Annotated in this window: 18 protein-coding genes, 1 other RNA gene and 1 pseudogene; 8 read left to right on the top strand and 12 right to left on the bottom strand. The window is 44.0% G+C overall.

The window, feature by feature from the left end:
- Positions 1-114 precede the first annotated feature (114 nt).
- The 6 genes and pseudogenes from ACLTOQ_RS05030 (at position 115) to ACLTOQ_RS05005 (ending at position 4,192) form a co-directional block, all read left to right on the top strand.
- Positions 115-534: a helix-turn-helix domain-containing protein gene (locus ACLTOQ_RS05030; RefSeq protein WP_412279591.1), complete on the top strand. Its 420-nt coding sequence runs from the start codon at positions 115-117 to the stop codon at positions 532-534.
- Positions 535-543: 9 nt separating this feature from the next.
- Positions 544-966 carry an ImmA/IrrE family metallo-endopeptidase gene (locus ACLTOQ_RS05025; protein WP_412318940.1) on the top strand — a complete coding sequence of 141 codons (423 nt, stop codon included), beginning with the start codon at positions 544-546 and terminating at the stop codon, positions 964-966.
- 40 nt (positions 967-1,006) lie between these two features.
- Positions 1,007-1,213: pseudogene (locus tag ACLTOQ_RS05020) on the top strand (DNA translocase FtsK); the annotation flags it as partial.
- A gap of 228 nt (positions 1,214-1,441) precedes the next feature.
- Complete coding sequence (locus ACLTOQ_RS05015; protein WP_412319051.1) at positions 1,442-2,275, top strand: restriction endonuclease; 834 nt, start codon at positions 1,442-1,444, stop codon at positions 2,273-2,275.
- A gap of 14 nt (positions 2,276-2,289) precedes the next feature.
- A complete protein-coding gene (locus tag ACLTOQ_RS05010; RefSeq protein WP_412279593.1) occupies positions 2,290-2,838 on the top strand; it encodes a Uma2 family endonuclease in 549 nt (182 codons plus the stop codon).
- A 163-nt stretch (positions 2,839-3,001) separates the two neighbouring features.
- Positions 3,002-4,192, top strand: a complete 1,191-nt coding sequence (locus tag ACLTOQ_RS05005) for a tyrosine-type recombinase/integrase (RefSeq protein WP_412279594.1) — start codon at positions 3,002-3,004, stop codon at positions 4,190-4,192.
- 136 nt (positions 4,193-4,328) lie between these two features.
- Here the strand turns inward: ACLTOQ_RS05005 and efp are convergent, their stop codons facing one another.
- The 9 genes from efp to ACLTOQ_RS04960 all read right to left on the bottom strand — a co-directional run bounded on the left by efp (position 4,329) and on the right by ACLTOQ_RS04960 (position 12,552).
- Positions 4,329-4,886, bottom strand: coding sequence for an elongation factor P (efp, locus tag ACLTOQ_RS05000; protein WP_117959621.1), 558 nt, complete (start codon positions 4,884-4,886; stop codon positions 4,329-4,331).
- A 68-nt stretch (positions 4,887-4,954) separates the two neighbouring features.
- Positions 4,955-6,493, bottom strand: coding sequence for an ATP-binding protein (locus tag ACLTOQ_RS04995; RefSeq protein ID WP_412318939.1), 1,539 nt, complete (start codon positions 6,491-6,493; stop codon positions 4,955-4,957).
- The gene (locus ACLTOQ_RS04990; RefSeq protein WP_308727743.1) at positions 6,486-7,163 is read right to left on the bottom strand and encodes a response regulator transcription factor; all 678 of its coding nucleotides are present in this window, start codon (positions 7,161-7,163) and stop codon (positions 6,486-6,488) included. Before ACLTOQ_RS04990 ends, ACLTOQ_RS04995 begins: the two co-directional genes overlap by 8 nt.
- Positions 7,164-7,337: 174 nt before the next feature.
- Positions 7,338-8,693: an MATE family efflux transporter gene (locus ACLTOQ_RS04985; protein ID WP_412318938.1), complete on the bottom strand. Its 1,356-nt coding sequence runs from the start codon at positions 8,691-8,693 to the stop codon at positions 7,338-7,340.
- Positions 8,694-8,839: 146 nt separating this feature from the next.
- Positions 8,840-9,355: a flavodoxin family protein BilS gene (bilS, locus tag ACLTOQ_RS04980; RefSeq protein ID WP_021915307.1), complete on the bottom strand. Its 516-nt coding sequence runs from the start codon at positions 9,353-9,355 to the stop codon at positions 8,840-8,842.
- Positions 9,356-9,406: 51 nt separating this feature from the next.
- A complete protein-coding gene (locus ACLTOQ_RS04975; protein ID WP_262586558.1) occupies positions 9,407-10,201 on the bottom strand; it encodes a J domain-containing protein in 795 nt (264 codons plus the stop codon).
- Positions 10,194-11,039, bottom strand: a complete 846-nt coding sequence (locus ACLTOQ_RS04970) for a DUF5685 family protein (RefSeq protein ID WP_117959616.1) — start codon at positions 11,037-11,039, stop codon at positions 10,194-10,196. Before ACLTOQ_RS04970 ends, ACLTOQ_RS04975 begins: the two co-directional genes overlap by 8 nt.
- Positions 11,040-11,046: 7 nt before the next feature.
- Complete coding sequence (locus tag ACLTOQ_RS04965) at positions 11,047-11,454, bottom strand: hypothetical protein (protein WP_117959615.1); 408 nt, start codon at positions 11,452-11,454, stop codon at positions 11,047-11,049.
- Between the two features lie 237 nt (positions 11,455-11,691).
- Positions 11,692-12,552, bottom strand: coding sequence for a DUF368 domain-containing protein (locus tag ACLTOQ_RS04960; RefSeq protein ID WP_262586560.1), 861 nt, complete (start codon positions 12,550-12,552; stop codon positions 11,692-11,694).
- A gap of 168 nt (positions 12,553-12,720) precedes the next feature.
- On the opposite strand from ACLTOQ_RS04960, the gene ssrA reads away from it, so the two are divergent.
- Positions 12,721-13,079: a transfer-messenger RNA gene (gene ssrA / locus ACLTOQ_RS04955) on the top strand.
- A 184-nt stretch (positions 13,080-13,263) separates the two neighbouring features.
- Positions 13,264-13,809 carry an AAA family ATPase gene (locus ACLTOQ_RS04950; RefSeq protein ID WP_412279616.1) on the top strand — a complete coding sequence of 182 codons (546 nt, stop codon included), beginning with the start codon at positions 13,264-13,266 and terminating at the stop codon, positions 13,807-13,809.
- A gap of 73 nt (positions 13,810-13,882) precedes the next feature.
- Here the strand turns inward: ACLTOQ_RS04950 and ACLTOQ_RS04945 are convergent, their stop codons facing one another.
- From ACLTOQ_RS04945 to ACLTOQ_RS04935, 3 genes are all read right to left on the bottom strand, one after another.
- The gene (locus ACLTOQ_RS04945) at positions 13,883-14,359 is read right to left on the bottom strand and encodes an MGMT family protein (RefSeq protein WP_117959612.1); all 477 of its coding nucleotides are present in this window, start codon (positions 14,357-14,359) and stop codon (positions 13,883-13,885) included.
- Positions 14,360-14,550: 191 nt separating this feature from the next.
- On the bottom strand, positions 14,551-15,846 hold the full coding sequence (ltrA, locus tag ACLTOQ_RS04940) for a group II intron reverse transcriptase/maturase (protein ID WP_009323505.1): 1,296 nt from the start codon (positions 15,844-15,846) through the stop codon (positions 14,551-14,553).
- 490 nt (positions 15,847-16,336) lie between these two features.
- Positions 16,337-16,930, bottom strand: coding sequence for a DUF3267 domain-containing protein (locus tag ACLTOQ_RS04935; RefSeq protein ID WP_015522488.1), 594 nt, complete (start codon positions 16,928-16,930; stop codon positions 16,337-16,339).
- Positions 16,931-17,011 lie beyond the last annotated feature (81 nt).

Genomic DNA, 17,011 nt, shown 5'->3' with positions numbered 1-17,011 from the left:
TTTTAAGTTACTTTCAGTATAGCACCTTTTTGTAACTTGTCAAGATATTTTTTATTGCATTACTAACATTTTTGTGCTACTATTGAGTTACTAAAGATATGAAAGGAGTTTCTTATGACTGTAGGCGAACGAATCAAAGAATTGAGAACTCAATTAGGCTTAAGTCAAGTTGAATTTGCTGAAAAAATAAATGTTTCTAAGCAAACTCTATATAAATACGAAAATAACATAATAACTAACATCCCATCAGATAAGATCGAGGCGGCTGCAAAAGTCGGGCATGTTTCCCCTTCTTATTTAATGGGATGGGATGAAAACGATGGATTAACAGAAAAAGACAACAAGGACATCGCCAAAGACGTTGACAACATCATGGCAAAGCTCACCGCCGGTGAAGATGGTCCTGCCAGCTACAACGGCGAAGCCCTTGACCCCGAAGCTGCTGATCTGTTCCGCGACGAGCTTCAGATTGCCCTGCGCCGCCTGAAAATAATCAACAAGGAGAAATACACTCCTAAGAAATATAAAAAGTAGGTGATTTGATTGCAGGACATCAAAAAGATTGTCAACTACTATAAACGGAAATATAGCACATCAGACCCTTTTGAAATTGCCGACCGTTTGAACATTTTATATCAGTTCGGTGATCTGAAGTATGAGGGCTGTTATATGTTTTTAAAGAATCACAGATACATTTTTTTGAACCAGAACCTATCGTACCACGATAAACAACTAGTAATGGCTCATGAGCTCGGGCACGCAATCCTGCACAGAAAGGAAAACTGTTATTTTATACGAAATAAAACACTGCTGCTCAACTCAAAAAATGAGATCGAAGCCAATAAGTTTGCGATGGAATTATTGATATCGGATGAAGTTTTGCTGGAATACCAGGACTGCACCATAGACCAGGTTGCAAGAGCTACGGGATATCAAAACAATTTGATTGAATTAAGAATGAAATAATATACATGTACGGGAGAATAAGATGTCTAAAAAAGTTTTTGATCCTTACTTCGGAGAAGCAGGAAGAGTTGTAATAAAGAAAAATATGGCTTCTATTGGAATATTGCAACGTATTTTTAAAATTGGTTTTAATCGTGCTGCACAAATCATGGATCAACTGGCTAAAACTCATGTAGTCGGAGAAGAAATTGGCACATCTCCTCGCAGAGTTCTTATGAATTCTAACGATTTTGAACAGCTTTTAAAAGATATATCAAATTCAAATGACCCAGAAATATTTTTGGAAACTAATTTTCTTCCAAAGGATACATTCCAAAATAACTTTCTAAAAGCAGAAACGCAATTCACTACGACATATTGTTTATATGATGGAGAATATTTAAAAGATTTCAAAAATATTCTCGTATATAAAATTAGTGAAAATCAGCAAGCTGAAATAATAGACTTCCTATTTTCTCATAACTCTCCAGATGTAATGAGAACAATCATATATGATAACAATCTTTTGCCCTACAGGAAGTATAACGCTTTTCCGCAATTACTCATACCCGTTGTAAATGACATTACTAAACTGCCGTTTCTTATAGATTGGCTAATATCCGAAAGGAATGATAGAATAGAAAAATTTGTTTCTTGTAATGCAACAAATATTGATGCGTATAATTTGAAACAACCAGATAATAAATTGCCCAAAATAATCTTCATTATAGATGAACTATTTGCGGTACAAAAAGCTCCACACTTTGAAAAATATATCACTAATCTATTGCTTAATAATCATCGTTTAGGTATTTATTGTCTCTTTTTTACTAAACTTGATTTTCACAATCTATCCATTAAATCGTTTTTGGATTTATTGTATATTTGCGATTTTCCAGAAGTAAAGAAAATTATTGGCATAGACCCAACACCGAGGGATATACCATCACATGCTATCATCCACGAAATGGATAAAATGGATGGCATAACTTTCGAAAAATTCTGCCTTAATTTACTAATAATCAACGGCTTTGAAAATGTCCAACTTACATCAGAAACTGGAGATCACGGAATTGATCTGTTAGCTGAAAAGGATGATATAACTTACGCTATACAATGTAAATGTTATGCTTCAAGCATCGGAAATGCCGCCATACAACAAGCACACACCGGAAAAAGTATTTACCACAGGGATATAGCAGTTGTTATGACTAACCGCTATTTTACCAAGCAAGCAATAGAAGAAGCAACTGCGCTCGGCGTTAAGCTATGGGATAGAGATAAACTGCTTTCTTTATCTAAAAAGCTCAATAACGGAAACTCTCATTGAAAGGAGAATCGCCTATGCCTTTACCAAAACAACACACCTACACATCCGAAGACTACTGGAACTTACCAGACGGACAGCGCGCGGAGCTGATCGATGGGCAGCTCTACAACATGGCTCCCCCCAGTCGGATGCACCAGGAAATTTTATCCGCCCTGCACTGGAAAATCCGCTCTTATATTGCAGAGCACGGCGGTTCCTGCAAGGTCTACCCTGCCCCATTTGCCGTAAATCTCGACGCAGACGATAAAGACTGGGTGGAACCGGATATATCCGTTATCTGCGATCACAGCAAGCTCACAGACCGGGGTTGCACTGGAGCTCCAGACTGGATCGTGGAAATTGTATCGCCGTCCAGCTCCCGAATGGACTATTACAAAAAAATGAATCTCTATCTCGATGCCGGTGTTCGGGTATACTGGATCGTCGATCCAATCCGAGAACGCACTACGGTCTGCGATTTTTCCGGGGATAATGTGCCGGTTATGTTTACGTTTTCGCAGACTGTCGCCGTTTCGATTTATCCCGATCTTGCGATCTGCATTGATGATCTATTGAACGGCTAAAACACAAGAAAAGTCCCGGTGCTACCAACACCGGGACAATCCCAGAAAACTATGCAGGTCAGGAACCCGTATAATCTTCACAGCAAAAGAATTATACCACAAACCTCCTGCACCTGCATAGGTGTATTTTTTATACCCATTTTTAAAACAAGGAGGAAATGTTATGGCACTGATTAACTGCCCCGAATGTTCAAATTCTGTTTCTGACAAAGCTTTCGCCTGCCCCAAATGCGGATACCCCATCAGCCAAAGCGCCCCACCGCAGACGGCTGCGCCTCGTAGACCATTTCAAAAGCCCCGGAAGTACCACAGGCTACCTAACAATTTTGGCACCATTAAAAGGCTCTCTGGCAAGCGCAGGAGACCTTTTGCCGCCTACTCTAAATGCACCGGCTATCACCTTACCGGCTCACCTGTCCTTCCGGCGGCAATCGGATACTTTGAAACCTACGACGAAGCATACAGCGCCCTTTCCGAATATCATAAAAATCCTTACGATACAAGCAACACCCATATCACATTTCGGGAAATGTTTGAGATTTATCAAAAATCAAAAGAATATGAGCTTCTAAAAGATAAAAGCGTCACATCAAAGCTATCGGCATACAAGCATTGTGAATGCATTTATGACATGGAAATCCGAAACCTGAATAAAGCGATCTGCGAAGACGTTCTGGATAGGATTGAAGCCGGCAGCTCGACAAAGAAAAGCGTCCTGTCCGTGATCCGTACCGTGATCCGATACGCTATGGATATGAACCTGGTCACAAAAGACTGCACCGCAAACATCAACATTGAAGAAAGCGACCCTGTCATAGACCGCATTCCATTCAGCAAGGCTGAAATCGCCGTCCTGTGGCAAAATTCAGATAAGTGGCAATACAAAATCCTGCTGATCCTGCTTTACTCCGGTATGAGAGTCAATGAATTATTGAAAAATGAAATTGTGAATGTGAATTTTGAAGAAAAATATATCTATGTCCCCAAGAATCTTGCAAAAAACAAGGAAAGTGAGCGGAAGGTTCCGATGCACGACAGGGTCCTTCCACTTGTCAGATCGTTCGTTGACAATCCCCATCGGGGATCCAAAACAAATATCATCCTTAACGATGCCGGGACAGTGATTACTTACAATAACTTCTGCGCACGAGATCTGCCCAGAATCAATAAAGCTTTGGAACACGAACACAAGTTCCACGATACCCGGCACACGTTTGCATCAATGGGAACGGAAGCCGGAATTCCCGAATTGTACATGCAAAAAATAATGGGGCACAAACCCAAAAGCATCCTCTACAATACTTACACTCATATTTCTATGGATGAACTTTTGAGCTATGTGAACAAACTATAGAATTTGTCGCTAATTTGTCGCTAGTTTGTCGCTAAATGTGTAATTTGAGCCACATCTGCCCAAATCAGAAAATATGAAAGAACCCGGTATTCGTCAGCATTTTGCCGACCGACCGGGTTCTTTGTTTTTTCAAAATTTATACTCTGGACAGATATTCACCGGTTCTGGTGTCGATCTTGATGACATCGCCTTCGTTTACGAACAGCGGTACATAAACCTGTGCGCCGGTCTCAACGGTAGCAGGCTTATTTGCGCCAGTAGCGGTATCGCCCTTGAAGCCAGGCTCGGTCTCAGTAATTGCCAGCTCTACGAACAGAGGGGGCTCCACTGCGAATACGCTGCCGTTATGAGAACAGATCTTGCAGACTTCATTCTCTTTTACGAACTTCAGAGCATCGCCGATTGCATCCTGGTTCAGAGAGATCTGGTCATAGGTTTCCATATCCATGAAAGTATACAGATCACCGTCGTTGTACAGGTACTGCATATCTCTTCTCTCGATACGGGCAGTAGGACATTTCTCAGTAGGACGGAAAGTCTTCTCAACAACACCGCCGCTCTTAATATTCTTTAACTTGGTTCTAACGAAAGCAGCGCCTTTACCAGGTTTAACGTGCTGGAACTCAATAATCTGGTAAATATTGCCCTCAAACTCAATGGTAACGCCGTTTCTGAAATCACCTGCAGAAATCATATAAAATCTTCCTCCTAAATAATCACGGTTTCAATACTATACAAGTGTATCCTAAAAAACCTCATATTTCAACTGTTTTTTTCAGAAATTGCAGGGGTAATCTCCGATTCTTCCCCGGCAAGCTCCAGTTCAAACCAGAACCTAACGCCGTTTTCGTAATTGATTACGCCGTATTTCTGGTTCATCGACTCCATAATTGCCTTGACGATCGACAGTCCGATACCGCTTCCGCCGTATTCCCTCGTTCTCGCCTTGTCCACCTTGTAAAACTTCTCCCACAGATGCGGCAGAGAATCCTCCGGGATCGGCATACCGGTATTGAACACCGAAACTCTGGCGTGCCCGTCCATTTCCTCGATCTTTACCTCGACAACCTTTTCTTTTTCACAATGGTTGACCGCATTGGAAAAATAGTTCATCAGAACTTCTTCGATCTTGAATTCATCGCCCCAGACATAGATCTCCTTCGTCTGATCCATATGGACGGAAATGCCGTTCTGCTTCGCAAGAAGATCTGCGGACTGCAGATAGTTGTGCACGAGTGCCGTAATATCAAAGCGCTCCATCGAAACAACGTCGTTGCCGGCTTCGAGCTGGTTGAGCGTCAGAAGCTTTTTGACCATGTTGTTCATCTTCGCCGCTTCGTCCACAATGACGTCGCAGTAAAATTTCCGGCTCTCCGGATCGGAATTGACGTCCTCCAAAAGTCCCTCTGCATAGCCCTGGATCAGTGCGATCGGCGTTTTTAACTCATGGGAAACGTTCGACAGAAACTCCCGACGCATCTGGTCGATCTCTTCTTTTTTCTGGATGTCCTTTTTTAATTCATTGTTCGCCGTTTTCAACTCTGAAATCGTATGCTCCAGCGTATCGGAAAGCTGATTGATATTCTCGCCAAGAATGCCGATTTCGTTTTTGCTGTTTCCGCTGTAACGGGCTTCAAAATCCAGATGGCACATTCGTTCCGAAATGTCCGCCAGCTGCAGAATCGGCGTCGTCACCCTGCGGGAAACAATCCAGATCACAATACCGCTGATAATTGCTGAGAAAATACCGACGCTTGCAAGGAACGTATTCGCAATTTTCGCGCTGTCCCGGATTCCTTCCAGCGCACTTCTTACAATAAAAAAGTATCCGCCCGTCAGAATGCCCCAGCTTTCTATATATTCCATTTGCGCCCGACTGTCTGAAACGCGTGCGACAATATAATTATTGCCGTTTTCCATAATCTCGTACTTCTCGCCGCTTAGTGCAAACAGATGCTGTAAAAGCTGCTGCTTCAAAAATTCAGAACCGCCGCCGGAGTCCGCAACCACCTCGGAATTCGCATTAAGCACGAGCAGAGACAAATTATACTTCGAGCACTGCTGCTGGAGAGAAAGCTGATATTCGTCCGTATCAATCTCGCCGTTTGCAACCGCCTCTCCCAGTTCCTCATACATCCGCATCAGAACTGCTTTTTTATTCGAGATATAATATTTCTGCAAAAAACCGCTGTTTAAAAACCAGCAAAGCAGAATCGTCCCCGCCATCAAACCGATAAAAATCCCTGCAAACTGTTTGCGAATGGACGTCCGCTTTGCGGTCTTTCTCTCTTTTTTATGCATCGAGCTTATACCCCATTCCCCAGATGGTCTTGATCAGTTCGCCTTTATCGCCCAGCTTGCTGCGCAGCTTTTTTACATGCGTGTCAATCGTACGGGCATCGCCGAAATAATCATAATTCCATACGTTATTCAGTATCTTTTCTCTTGAAAGAGCGATTCCTCTGTTTTCCATAAAATAAGTCAGCAGTTCAAATTCCTTATAGCTTAAATCGACGCTTCTGCCGTCGATCTCCACCATATGCGCCGCCTTGTCCAGATGGATTCCTCCAACGTCCAGTACCTCATTTTCCTGTGCGCTTTTACCGGTGCGGCGCAGAATCGCCTCTACTCTCGCTACCAGAATCTTCGGGCTGAACGGCTTGGAAATATATTCATCCACGCCCAGATCAAAGCCCTGCAGCTCATCCTTTTCATCGCTTCTCGCCGTCAGCATGATAATCGGCACTTTGGAATAGGACCTGATCTCCCGGCATACCTGCCAGCCGTCCATCTTCGGCATCATCACATCCAGAATTATCAGCGCGATATCCTGATGGGCAAAAAAGACATCCAGTGCCTCGCTTCCGTCTCCTGCTTCCAGTACCTCAAAATTTTCTCTCTGTAAAAAGTCTTTTACGAGTTTGCGCATTCTGTTCTCATCGTCTACCACAAGAATCTTCTGTCTGTCCATATAGCCTCCTCATCTGCCGCAGCGCGGCAACTGTCATCACTCATCTATCCGCAGTGTAGCAGAAAAATATGTCAGAAATGTGAACTTGTGATGCCAGGGGCAAAAAGTCGGAAATCCGATGTAGGCTTGCTTCCAGGAGGTTTCCTGATCTTTGTTCCGGTATCACCAAACCGCTTACAGCTGCTCCCGTTTCCCGGCAAAGAAATCTTCCACCCGCCGCATGACATACAGATACGCCGGAATCAGGAACAGATCTGCAAACAGCCATGCCAGCGGATTTGCAACGCACGCGCCCAGAAATCCGAACATCGGAACGAGCACGAAGCCTGCAATACCACGGGCGATCATTTCACTCACGCCGGAGAAAATTGCCAGCGTGCTGAATCCGATTCCCTGAATCAGGAAGCGGACATTGTTGACCAGAATCAGGAACGTATAGCTTCCGCTATTGATCAGAAGCATCTGCTGAATCCGATTCATCAGCTCCGGGTCTGTCCCGTCCACAAACAAAAGCGCCATATACTTACCGGCAGCTGCCAGGATACCGAATGCAATAAGTGCATACACGATTCCGTAAATATTTGCCATCCGAAGTCCTTCACGGATTCGCTTCGGCTTCTTCGCGCCCATATTCTGCCCTGCCCAGGTCGCCATCGTCGCACCCAGCGCATCGGACGGGCAGACGAAAAATCCGCTGATTCTCCCGGATGCCGTAACCGCTGCAACCGCAGTGGAACCGAGCGTATTGACCGCGCTCTGCAAAATAACGCTGCCGATCGCCGTAACGGAATACTGCAATCCCATCGGAACACCCATTCCTGCCAGACGAAGCAGCAGTTCCGGGTCAGCCTTTCCTTCTGTTCCCTGCATCCGCAAAATCTCGTATTTGCGGATCATATAGACCAGACAGCAGATACCGGAAATTGCCTGAGAAATCACGGTTGCCAGCGCTGCGCCCGCAACACCCATTTTCAGTACCAGAATACAGAACAGATCGAGTACAATATTTAACAGTGCCGACATCACCAGAAAATAAACCGGTGTTTTGGAATCTCCCATCGCACGGATAATCGCTGAAGTCAGATTGTAGAGAATTGTCACAGGAATTCCCGCAAAAATGATGACGATATACATCCATGCATCGTCGATGATATTTTCCGGTGTCCGCATCCACTGCAGGATATTTCTGCACAGAAGCACCGTCACGATCGTGAGCACCACTGCAAAGATCACAGATACCCATGCACTGTTGGCTACACAGCGGCGCATTCCGCTCTCGTCCTTTGCTCCAAACCTCTGCGCAATCGGAATCGCAAAACCGCTGCAGATTCCCATACAGAACCCGATAATCAAAAAGTTGATCGAGCCGGTGGAGCCTACCGCCGCCAGCTGATCCACGCCCAGAAACTTTCCAACGATCGCAGTATCCACCAGACTGTAAAACTGCTGGAATAAATTTCCCAGTAAAAGAGGGATAGCAAATTCCAGAATCAGTCTTCCGGGCTTGCCTTCTGTCATATCCTTTACCATAAAAAATCCCCTTCCCTTTGTAAATTACTCTGTGTAGTATATACCACAGACAATTTCAAAAGCAATGGGGATTTTTGCATTTTACATGTAAAAAAATGATCCTTGTATTTTGTGGTACCAAACGGCGCTGCACATTGGATTGCACGTCATGATCCGATCCGTTTCCAGACCTGTACCGCAAAATCTGCTGCCGCTGCCTCATCCGCCCGATCCGGATGCAGCATCGCCCGGTCGAAATTTCGGATCATAGCCTGAATCTGTTCGGTATTTTGTCCGCTCTTTGCCATTTCCTCGTAGCGTCTGCGCACCTGAATCGGCATCTTACCCTGGCAGAGAAATGCATCCATATATTCATTATCTTCCGGAATCCATGTCTTTACCCGGTCGATCACCTTCTGGTAATAGGCAGGATCGTTTCCCATCCCGCAGGTTCCGAACAGGGCGATCTTTTTGCCATGCAGACCTGAAAGCAGTTCTACTGTCTTTTCGTCACAGTCGCCTCGATCCACCCAAAAACCGACAAAATAAAGCTCCGCGTCCTTTTCCCGATATTCGTCAATATTTTTTAAGTCCTTGGAATCGCCAGGAATCGCCGCAAAAATCTGTGTTGCAAGCTTTCTGGTATTTCCTGTCTGACTGGAGTAAATCACAATTGTCTGCATAAAGTATCTCCTTTCTCAACAATAGAATGCACGCTCTGCAGCATTCTATTGTCATAAATGATATCCTGCCGGCATACCGCCGCAGCATAATCCCCCGCCTCCACAGCAGAGGTTGCAGATCAGGTTTGCCAGACACAGCTTCCAGCAAAATCCGCTGCCACTGGATACCGGCATTCCACCATACTGCGTCTGTCGTCCGGTATACCAGCTGCCGCCGGACTCCATCCGCTGCCGCCAGCCTGCGTATTCTGCGTTCTGCGGTTCCATCTCCGTCGCCTTTTTCGCCTGTTCCAGCGCCGCCGCATTATTTCCAAGTCCCTGATTTGCGATGGAGCTGTAATAATACCACTGCGCGCTGTGCTGCGGAATATTGTTCAGCACATTCAACGCTTCTTTATAATGTCCACTGCTGATATAGTTAAGCGCAGCCCTGAAATAAACGGATTCTTCGTCATCCGCACCGGCGTTTGACCGTCCATAGCCATTCTGTCCATAGCCGCCCGCTGAACTAAAGCCGCCAAAGCCAAAGCCGCCGAAAAAATCATCGAACCCGCCAAAATCACTATAACCTCCGTAGCCATTCTGTGCATTCCCGCCATTTCCATAGCCGTTGTTCCCGTAGCCATAGCCCTGATTGCCGTAAGGGCTGCTGCCCTGCTCGCGCTGCTTCATGATCTGCTGGTACGCCTGCTGGATTTCTTTAAATTTTTCTTCCGCCTGCGCCTTGTTCGGATTGTTGATATTGGCATCCGGATGATACATCCGGCTCAGTTTCCGATATGCCTTTTTGATTTCTTCCTCCGACGCATCCTGAGACACGCCAAGTACCTGATAAGGGTCACGCATCCTTTTGTTTCCTCTTTTTCTGTATCATCTCATAACGGCACCATACGCCGGAATACAGGATGTTGCGTAAAATTTCCGCATGCTCCAGTATCGGAAGCTTTTCAAATATTCTGGAGCACTCCGCCATCATCATCTGCAGAATCTGATAGGCTTCCTGTTCGAATGCTTCGTCATCGGAAAGCTTCTTCCTGCGCAGTAAAAATACGTTGTAATTGCCGTCTTTTTCGTCCTTTTCCATATCCTCGTAGGCATCCATCAGATAAATAAACTTTCCGAGGAAAAATCCCATCCTGCGCAGGTCGTCTTCCCATTCATCCTTCCGACAGGCGAGGATTTCGCCCATAATTTCGCCAAAACAGCCGCTCGCCAGATCCACGTCAGGCTCCTGCGCCTTTTCGTACAGATGGATGTGCTCCAACAAGGTATAAATATGCTCCGCTTTCTCCGGATAGCGCGCTTCCACCATTTTGTCACGGCCGCGCAGCGCTGCCGCCCGCAGACGCCCTTTCCATTTGCGTTCGTCCGTCCAGTCGTCCAGACATTTATAATAAGACAGTAATAGATTCATATCCGCCGCGTAATCGGTAAACACGCTCCGACTCGTCGCATGCGCTTCAAACGGATGCGCCACGCATTTGCAGGTGGAGCTTTCCACCGGCTCGTCATACAGCGCAGACAAAAGCAGCGCAACAAACGTCATGTCGTAGCTTAACGTCAGCTGTCCGCGTCTGCCGAAGCGTTCTTTCAGGCTCTGGCAAAGCCCGCAATAATAGGACTGATATACGTCAAATTCCCGAAATTTCAATTCTTGTTTATTTACGATAATATATCCAAACATAGGCTTCTTAACTCTTCTTTACAAATCTGGTATTGCATTTAGGACAGCGGATTTCAATTTTGCCGCGCCCCCTGGGCACACGGATTTTCTGTTTGCAGCCAGGGCATCTGTAAATATGGTAAATTTTGCGCTGTGCAAGCTGGGATTTCCAGGAAGCAAGCTTTCTCCGGATTCCCGCCGTCATCTTCAGATATTTCTGGTTTTCCGCGTAGCGCTTTGAAATATTTTTGGAAAACATCCGGAAATAATTGTAGACGATTCCGATCACCGCCAGCAAGAACCATGCCTGATTTCTGGAAAACAGGGAAATGATCAGAAACACCATGCTGACTGCCGAAAGCATCTGTCCCATCTGATCTGCCCCGTAGCGTCCCTGCATAAACTGCATCATTTTATTTTTCCAATTGTTTTTCATGCTGCCTCTCATTCCGCCGCCAGGTTTGCGGCTTTCTCTTCTGATACCAGTCTATCTTACTGCATTCCGCCCAAAATGCAATATACCAGTCGGGAATTAAATATTAAAAAAGGATAAACTTTCCTTCGACATCCCGTTTTCCACAATGCTGCGCACCGCCCATCCTCAGTCAACATACGCCGCACGCTGCGCTTCCTATACGGAAAAAAACTGGCTGCCGCCCCACAGCGTCGCTCGTTACATTTCCTCCAGCATGGAAAACAGTAGTGCAGTCCCGGCGCCTGCCGTCAGGCAAAGCAGGCTCACTGCCGACGTTTTCGGATTTCCAAACGCAGAAAACGGCACAATCACCAGCGTCGCCGCCAAAACAATCCCGATGATCCCATGAAACACAACCGAGTAATGTCGTTCCAAAAGCCGCGTGATCTGTTTTGCCAGAAGCACCATCGTCACGCCTGCGCTCAGCACCGCCGGAACAACCGCAGGCAGGTACACTGCTCCGACGTCTTCCATAAACGGCGTATAGAGCCCAAGCGGCATCAAAAGTGCAGAAAAACTCATTCCGGGCACAATAATGCTGAGCGCCACACAAAAGCCGCAGAACAGATTTCCAAAAAGCCCCTGCGGAATCGAAACGCTGATCCGACGCACGAGACTCAAAAGGATCAGCACCGTAAAAAACGCCCCCGCCAGCGTATACAGATCCCACCTGCTCCTTCCTTTTTCTCCTGCCTCCCGAAACATCGACGGCAGCATTCCGACGATCAGCCCGACAAACAGGCACACCGACAAAACTTCATAGCGTGTCAGGAAAAATCCGATCGCACGCGCAGAGAGCAAAAATCCGCCCGCTGCCCCCAAGAGCACCGGAAGCAAAAGTCTGCCGTATTGTGAAAGTGCCTCCCTGGGGTTTGACAAAAATGCCATAATCGGTTCGTAAATGCCAAACACTACGCTTAAAACACCGCCTGAAATTCCCGGAAGCACTGCCCCGATCCCGATCATCGCGCCCTGCAGCAAATGCAGCACAAACTTTTGCAGCTCCGATCGGTCTGTCAAACTGCGACGGCACTCCGGATTGCTTTTCTTTTTTGCCATCTGACCTCCTGATCCGTACAAACAATTCTTGCTGGAACGTTACAAGTTCACACGCAGCATTTCATTCGTAATATTATTTTATGGGGAAAAAGGTATAAATATGCGTTAAATCGAAGCAGCAAAGGCATTGACATGCCGTCTGTAAACCTTTATAATAATTCTGATCAAGGGCTAGTCAAGGTTTCGACAGGGGTCTTGCAGCTGGAGAAGCTATCCGCAGGTGATGCGTCAAATCACAAATTAAATACAAACGCTAACAACGAATTAGCATACGCTGCCTAATGGCAGCTGTCCGACTTAGAGCACTCACACTTTAAGACCCGGGCATCAACTATGTGAGAAACGATGCAGGTTAAGCTTTGTCCCTGCAGGCGTATCATGAAGCTACCGAATGGATCAGGGTGTCTGCTCCCGGATTCAGGAGGGAACGTGCCGGAGCAAGACCGGCGGCAAATAGACAGACTATGATAGTAGAAGGACAGGGAATGGGCTTTTGGACACGGGTTCGACTCCCGTCTAGTCCACTAAAGCTAAACAAGTCGAACTCTGTATATGATATTATCGTATACAGGAATATGTTTTGTTTAGTGTATCGAAGGAAATAAAAGTAACGACATTGTATGTTACGAAAGTGATATACAGTGTCGTTATTTTTTTGCTATAATGTGGATATGAATTTAACAAATCTGAAGTTGTGGAGGTAAAATATAGATGAATCAAGGTAGAATTATTGTAATCACAGGTGCGCCGGGGACAGGAAAAACTACAACGGCATCTGCTGTTGCAAAAGAATCAGATTTGGAAAAGTCTGTGCATATGCACACAGATGACTTTTATCATTATTTGAGTAAAGGGGCAATACCACCGCATTTGCCAGAATCAAATGAGCAAAATTTGATTGTCATTGAAGCGTTTTTAGAAGCTGCGAAGCGATATGCTCGTGGTGGATATGATGTAATTGTAGATGGCATTGTAGGACCGTGGTTTTTAGAGCCGTGGCTCAACATTGTTCAAGAGCATTATGAAGTACACTATATCGTTTTAAGGGCAAGTAAAGAAGAAACTATGAAGCGAGCTATCGAACGCTCAAAGTTAGACAGAGAAACAAATATTGAATTAGTTGAAACAATGTGGAAGCAATTTTCCAATTTAGGAATCTATGAATTAAATGTTATAGATACAACTACGCATTCAATCAAAGATACTGTTTCAGCAGTAAAAGAAAAAATAGCAAGCGGTACGGCTTTACTATTTTAGACAATTCCAGTTTGTAGAAAAGAGAATGGCGAAAGCTGTTGCTTTGACAAACTCGGAAATTTCACATTATCTATTACAATGTAAATAATGCTTTTTCGTAGTCATTAACATAATACTTAATATTGGTTCTACCTTTTTGGATTACGATATGTCCCTCTTTTTCAAGCATCTCCTTTTGTGCCTCAACGCCTCCTGGATACTTTGCATTTAATTCCCCCTTTGCTTTTAATGTTCTCCAATAAGGGGTTTTATCTTCTGCACGCTGATAACTAGCCCATGCAACTATCGAAACAAAAATTCCAGCTGTAATTGGCTCTGTAAAATCGGCACCATTTTGTTTAGCAAAGAATTCCCTTATTGTACCTACTGTAAGTAATTTTCCACAAGGCACAAGTTGCATTACTTTGTCGTAGTCAATAGGTGGGGCAAAATACATTTTATCTCCACCATATTTTTCGATGCTCTTTTCATCTGTTATGATTTGAACTTTTGGCATATCCTTACTATCCATAAGCATAGCATTAAAATCTTTTTTATCTTCATTTGCCATAATGTATCACCTCCAAGCCAATCATATCTTAATAAACGAAACCATACAATGAGACAGTTTTAAAAATCCTTACGAAACTTCAAATTTTCATGTGTTCGACAGTCGAGTAGACTAAGACCTCTCAATCTTAGCCCCTCACAGATCCGTACGTGCGGCTTTCCCGCATACGGCTCCTCATAGTAACATTCGCTTCAATATAAACAATAGTACGTTTTAGGTTTTGCTAACGGGTAATACTTGAGCATTTCCACAAATCCATTCCATGTGTATGCCCGTCTACAACCTCTCCGATTCATGGCTTTGAATAGAAACTGTTGTACTCTATGCAGGAATGTTGTTATCTTCCGAAAATTCCATGTAACACCATAATACCGATAGTGTCCAATTAGTTTTACGTTCAACTCTTTAATTATTTCTCGCATTGGTCGATTTCGATTATCGTAAATCCAGTTCTTGTATGCTCTAACCTTTTGCTCTAACTTCTTTCTTGAAGTCTGTACCTTTGGCACGAAACCTCCCTTTCGAGTTTTGCTACAGTAGAAGGTAAATCCCAGAAAATCAAATGTTTCAGGCTTACATTCTCCTCTTGCTCTACGATTCTGCTCTGCAAATCTCCCAAATTCAATTAGTCTGCTTTTACTACTTTCCAGCTCCAGTCCAAACTTTTCCATTCGTTCCTTTAACTCTTTATAGTATCTTTCAGCTTCTGACTTATATTGAAATCCTGCAACAAAATCATCCGCAAAGTTGACGAGAAAACACTCTCCCTGCATTTCCCTTTGCACCACCAGCTTAAACCACAGCGTCAGCACATGATGCATGTATATATTTGCAAGCATCGGACTCATTGCTGAGCCTTGTGCCGAACCTTCCTCTGTTGGCTCGAATTTTCCTTGCTCCATTATTCCTGCTTTAAGGTATTTACGTATTAGCCACAATAAGTTCTTATCCTGTATATTCCATTCAAGGAACTTCATCATCCAATCATGGTCGATATGGTCAAAGAAACCTTTGATATCGGCATCTACGATATAGCTGATTTTTCCATAGCTTATCCGTTGGTATACTTCTTTTATTGCTTCGTGACACCCCCTATTCGGTCTGAATCCATACATGCAGTTTAGGAATCTCGGTTCATAAATAGCTCCCAGTATTTTCTTCACTGCCATTTGTACAATCTTATCTTCATAGGAAGCAATCCCTAATGGTCGTTTCTTTCCATTTCCTTTAGGTATATATACCCTCAGTGACGGAAGTGGCTTAAAGGATTTGTTTTTCAACCTCTGTACCAGTTCCTTGATATTTCTATCAAGGTTCTTCCCATACTCATCCTTAGTTACCTTGTCAATTCCGACTGCTTTGTTCCCATCTAATTCCTTATGGCATTGCTTTAGCATATCTTCATTTATCAAGTGGTACACTGATGTAAATATAGGATGTTTTGATGTTGCCGATATCTCAGCTATTCTTACTAATTTCGTTTCCATTATTTCCTCCGTCCCTGAGTACGGATAATGTGTCCTCAGTAAGACCTTTACTATGCAATCCCCTTCCCTCCATCGGCATTGCCCGATTTCTACAGTACTATGGGATTGTCCGACCACCTACCATTCATTTGAAATACTCCGTTTTCAGTTGCAATTTCATACTCTTCTTCGAGAAATGGCAGGTTCTCCCCAGTTGATGTGTATTCACAATGTAAAACATGATTGGTTCTCTGACTCCGCAGTGCCACATAACACTCGCCATATCGCATTACATGATATTGTCTTCCGCACCAGTTAAGACGTCGACCGACTGAAGTTAACGTTTCGAAGCTCAATCACTATTCAACCCTGCTTTCTTGCTGTCTACGCTTGTCAGATGCCGTTACCGGCATCATCCCAAGACTCGCTATTATCTGGTTGGCTAAACCTTGGATAAACCGGAATCCCACCGGCTTGACTACACACCCTTAGCTGGGCGCACAACTGGAATTTACGATACCTTATACATATCGTTTTTATAAAACATTATTGCATCTTTTTTATTTGCATTTTTTAAGACAATAAAAACATTATATACATCGGGAAATGGCGAAACCATACCCATACATGACATGCCAAACATTAGTCCATTTAGTTCTCTATATTCTGCCGGACTAACAATAAAAATCAATAATGGTATTATTCCAAGCACAAATGGTAATAGGCACATTACAATAAACCTTCTACGCTTCAGCGGATATGATGCTAATGCAACAAATGATATCTTACCCGTTATTTTACCTATCGTAACCAGTGCGTTTCTCGGATAGACAATCCCATGTAACCACTCGTGTATCACCAAACAAATATACCCCAGGCAAAAACCAATCAAAATAAATACATGCGAAATAACAACTGTCTTGTTCATAACTGTTTTACACAGCATCGTTACAAACATTAAAACACATAATACCGCTGCAATAGGTGCCGCTTTTTTCATCATCTCTTCAATGCTCTGAGGTGTTTCTATTTTAACAGCATTCTTTGGTAAAATACCTGTCTGATACTCACTTATATCTTCAATAGACATTTTTAATTTTATCATTACCAATTCACCTCCAAAAAGAGTAACAAATTTCGATTTGATAATCTTTTGAACAAGTCTACCATATGGGTTATTCTACCA

Origin of the sequence: Gallintestinimicrobium sp., assembly GCF_046968865.1 — a bacterium.
Lineage (GTDB): Bacteria > Bacillota > Clostridia > Lachnospirales > Lachnospiraceae > Gallintestinimicrobium > Gallintestinimicrobium propionicum.
Note: the sequence above shows the minus strand (reverse complement) of the source record. Positions and strands in the feature narration are given on the sequence as shown.

Bases quoted from the DNA above. Each gene is read 5' to 3' on its own strand.
- ACLTOQ_RS04995 (WP_412318939.1), bottom strand. From the start codon at position 6,493: ATGCATAAAAAAGAGAGAAAGACCGCAAAGCGGACGTCCATTCGCAAA.
- ACLTOQ_RS04975 (WP_262586558.1), bottom strand. From the start codon at position 10,201: ATGCGTGACCCTTATCAGGTACTTGGCGTGTCTCAGGATGCGTCGGAG.
- ACLTOQ_RS04950 (WP_412279616.1), top strand. From the start codon at position 13,264: ATGAATCAAGGTAGAATTATTGTAATCACAGGTGCGCCGGGGACAGGA.
- ACLTOQ_RS04960 (WP_262586560.1), bottom strand. From the start codon at position 12,552: ATGGCAAAAAAGAAAAGCAATCCGGAGTGCCGTCGCAGTTTGACAGAC.
- ACLTOQ_RS05005 (WP_412279594.1), top strand. From the start codon at position 3,002: ATGGCACTGATTAACTGCCCCGAATGTTCAAATTCTGTTTCTGACAAA.
- ltrA (WP_009323505.1), bottom strand. From the start codon at position 15,846: ATGGAAACGAAATTAGTAAGAATAGCTGAGATATCGGCAACATCAAAA.
- ACLTOQ_RS04990 (WP_308727743.1), bottom strand. From the start codon at position 7,163: ATGGACAGACAGAAGATTCTTGTGGTAGACGATGAGAACAGAATGCGC.
- ACLTOQ_RS04945 (WP_117959612.1), bottom strand. From the start codon at position 14,359: ATGGCAAATGAAGATAAAAAAGATTTTAATGCTATGCTTATGGATAGT.
- ACLTOQ_RS05010 (WP_412279593.1), top strand. From the start codon at position 2,290: ATGCCTTTACCAAAACAACACACCTACACATCCGAAGACTACTGGAAC.
- efp (WP_117959621.1), bottom strand. From the start codon at position 4,886: ATGATTTCTGCAGGTGATTTCAGAAACGGCGTTACCATTGAGTTTGAG.
- ACLTOQ_RS04965 (WP_117959615.1), bottom strand. From the start codon at position 11,454: ATGAAAAACAATTGGAAAAATAAAATGATGCAGTTTATGCAGGGACGC.
- ACLTOQ_RS04970 (WP_117959616.1), bottom strand. From the start codon at position 11,039: ATGTTTGGATATATTATCGTAAATAAACAAGAATTGAAATTTCGGGAA.
- bilS (WP_021915307.1), bottom strand. From the start codon at position 9,355: ATGCAGACAATTGTGATTTACTCCAGTCAGACAGGAAATACCAGAAAG.
- ACLTOQ_RS05030 (WP_412279591.1), top strand. From the start codon at position 115: ATGACTGTAGGCGAACGAATCAAAGAATTGAGAACTCAATTAGGCTTA.
- ACLTOQ_RS05015 (WP_412319051.1), top strand. From the start codon at position 1,442: ATGAGAACAATCATATATGATAACAATCTTTTGCCCTACAGGAAGTAT.
- ACLTOQ_RS04935 (WP_015522488.1), bottom strand. From the start codon at position 16,930: ATGATAAAATTAAAAATGTCTATTGAAGATATAAGTGAGTATCAGACA.
- ACLTOQ_RS04985 (WP_412318938.1), bottom strand. From the start codon at position 8,693: ATGGTAAAGGATATGACAGAAGGCAAGCCCGGAAGACTGATTCTGGAA.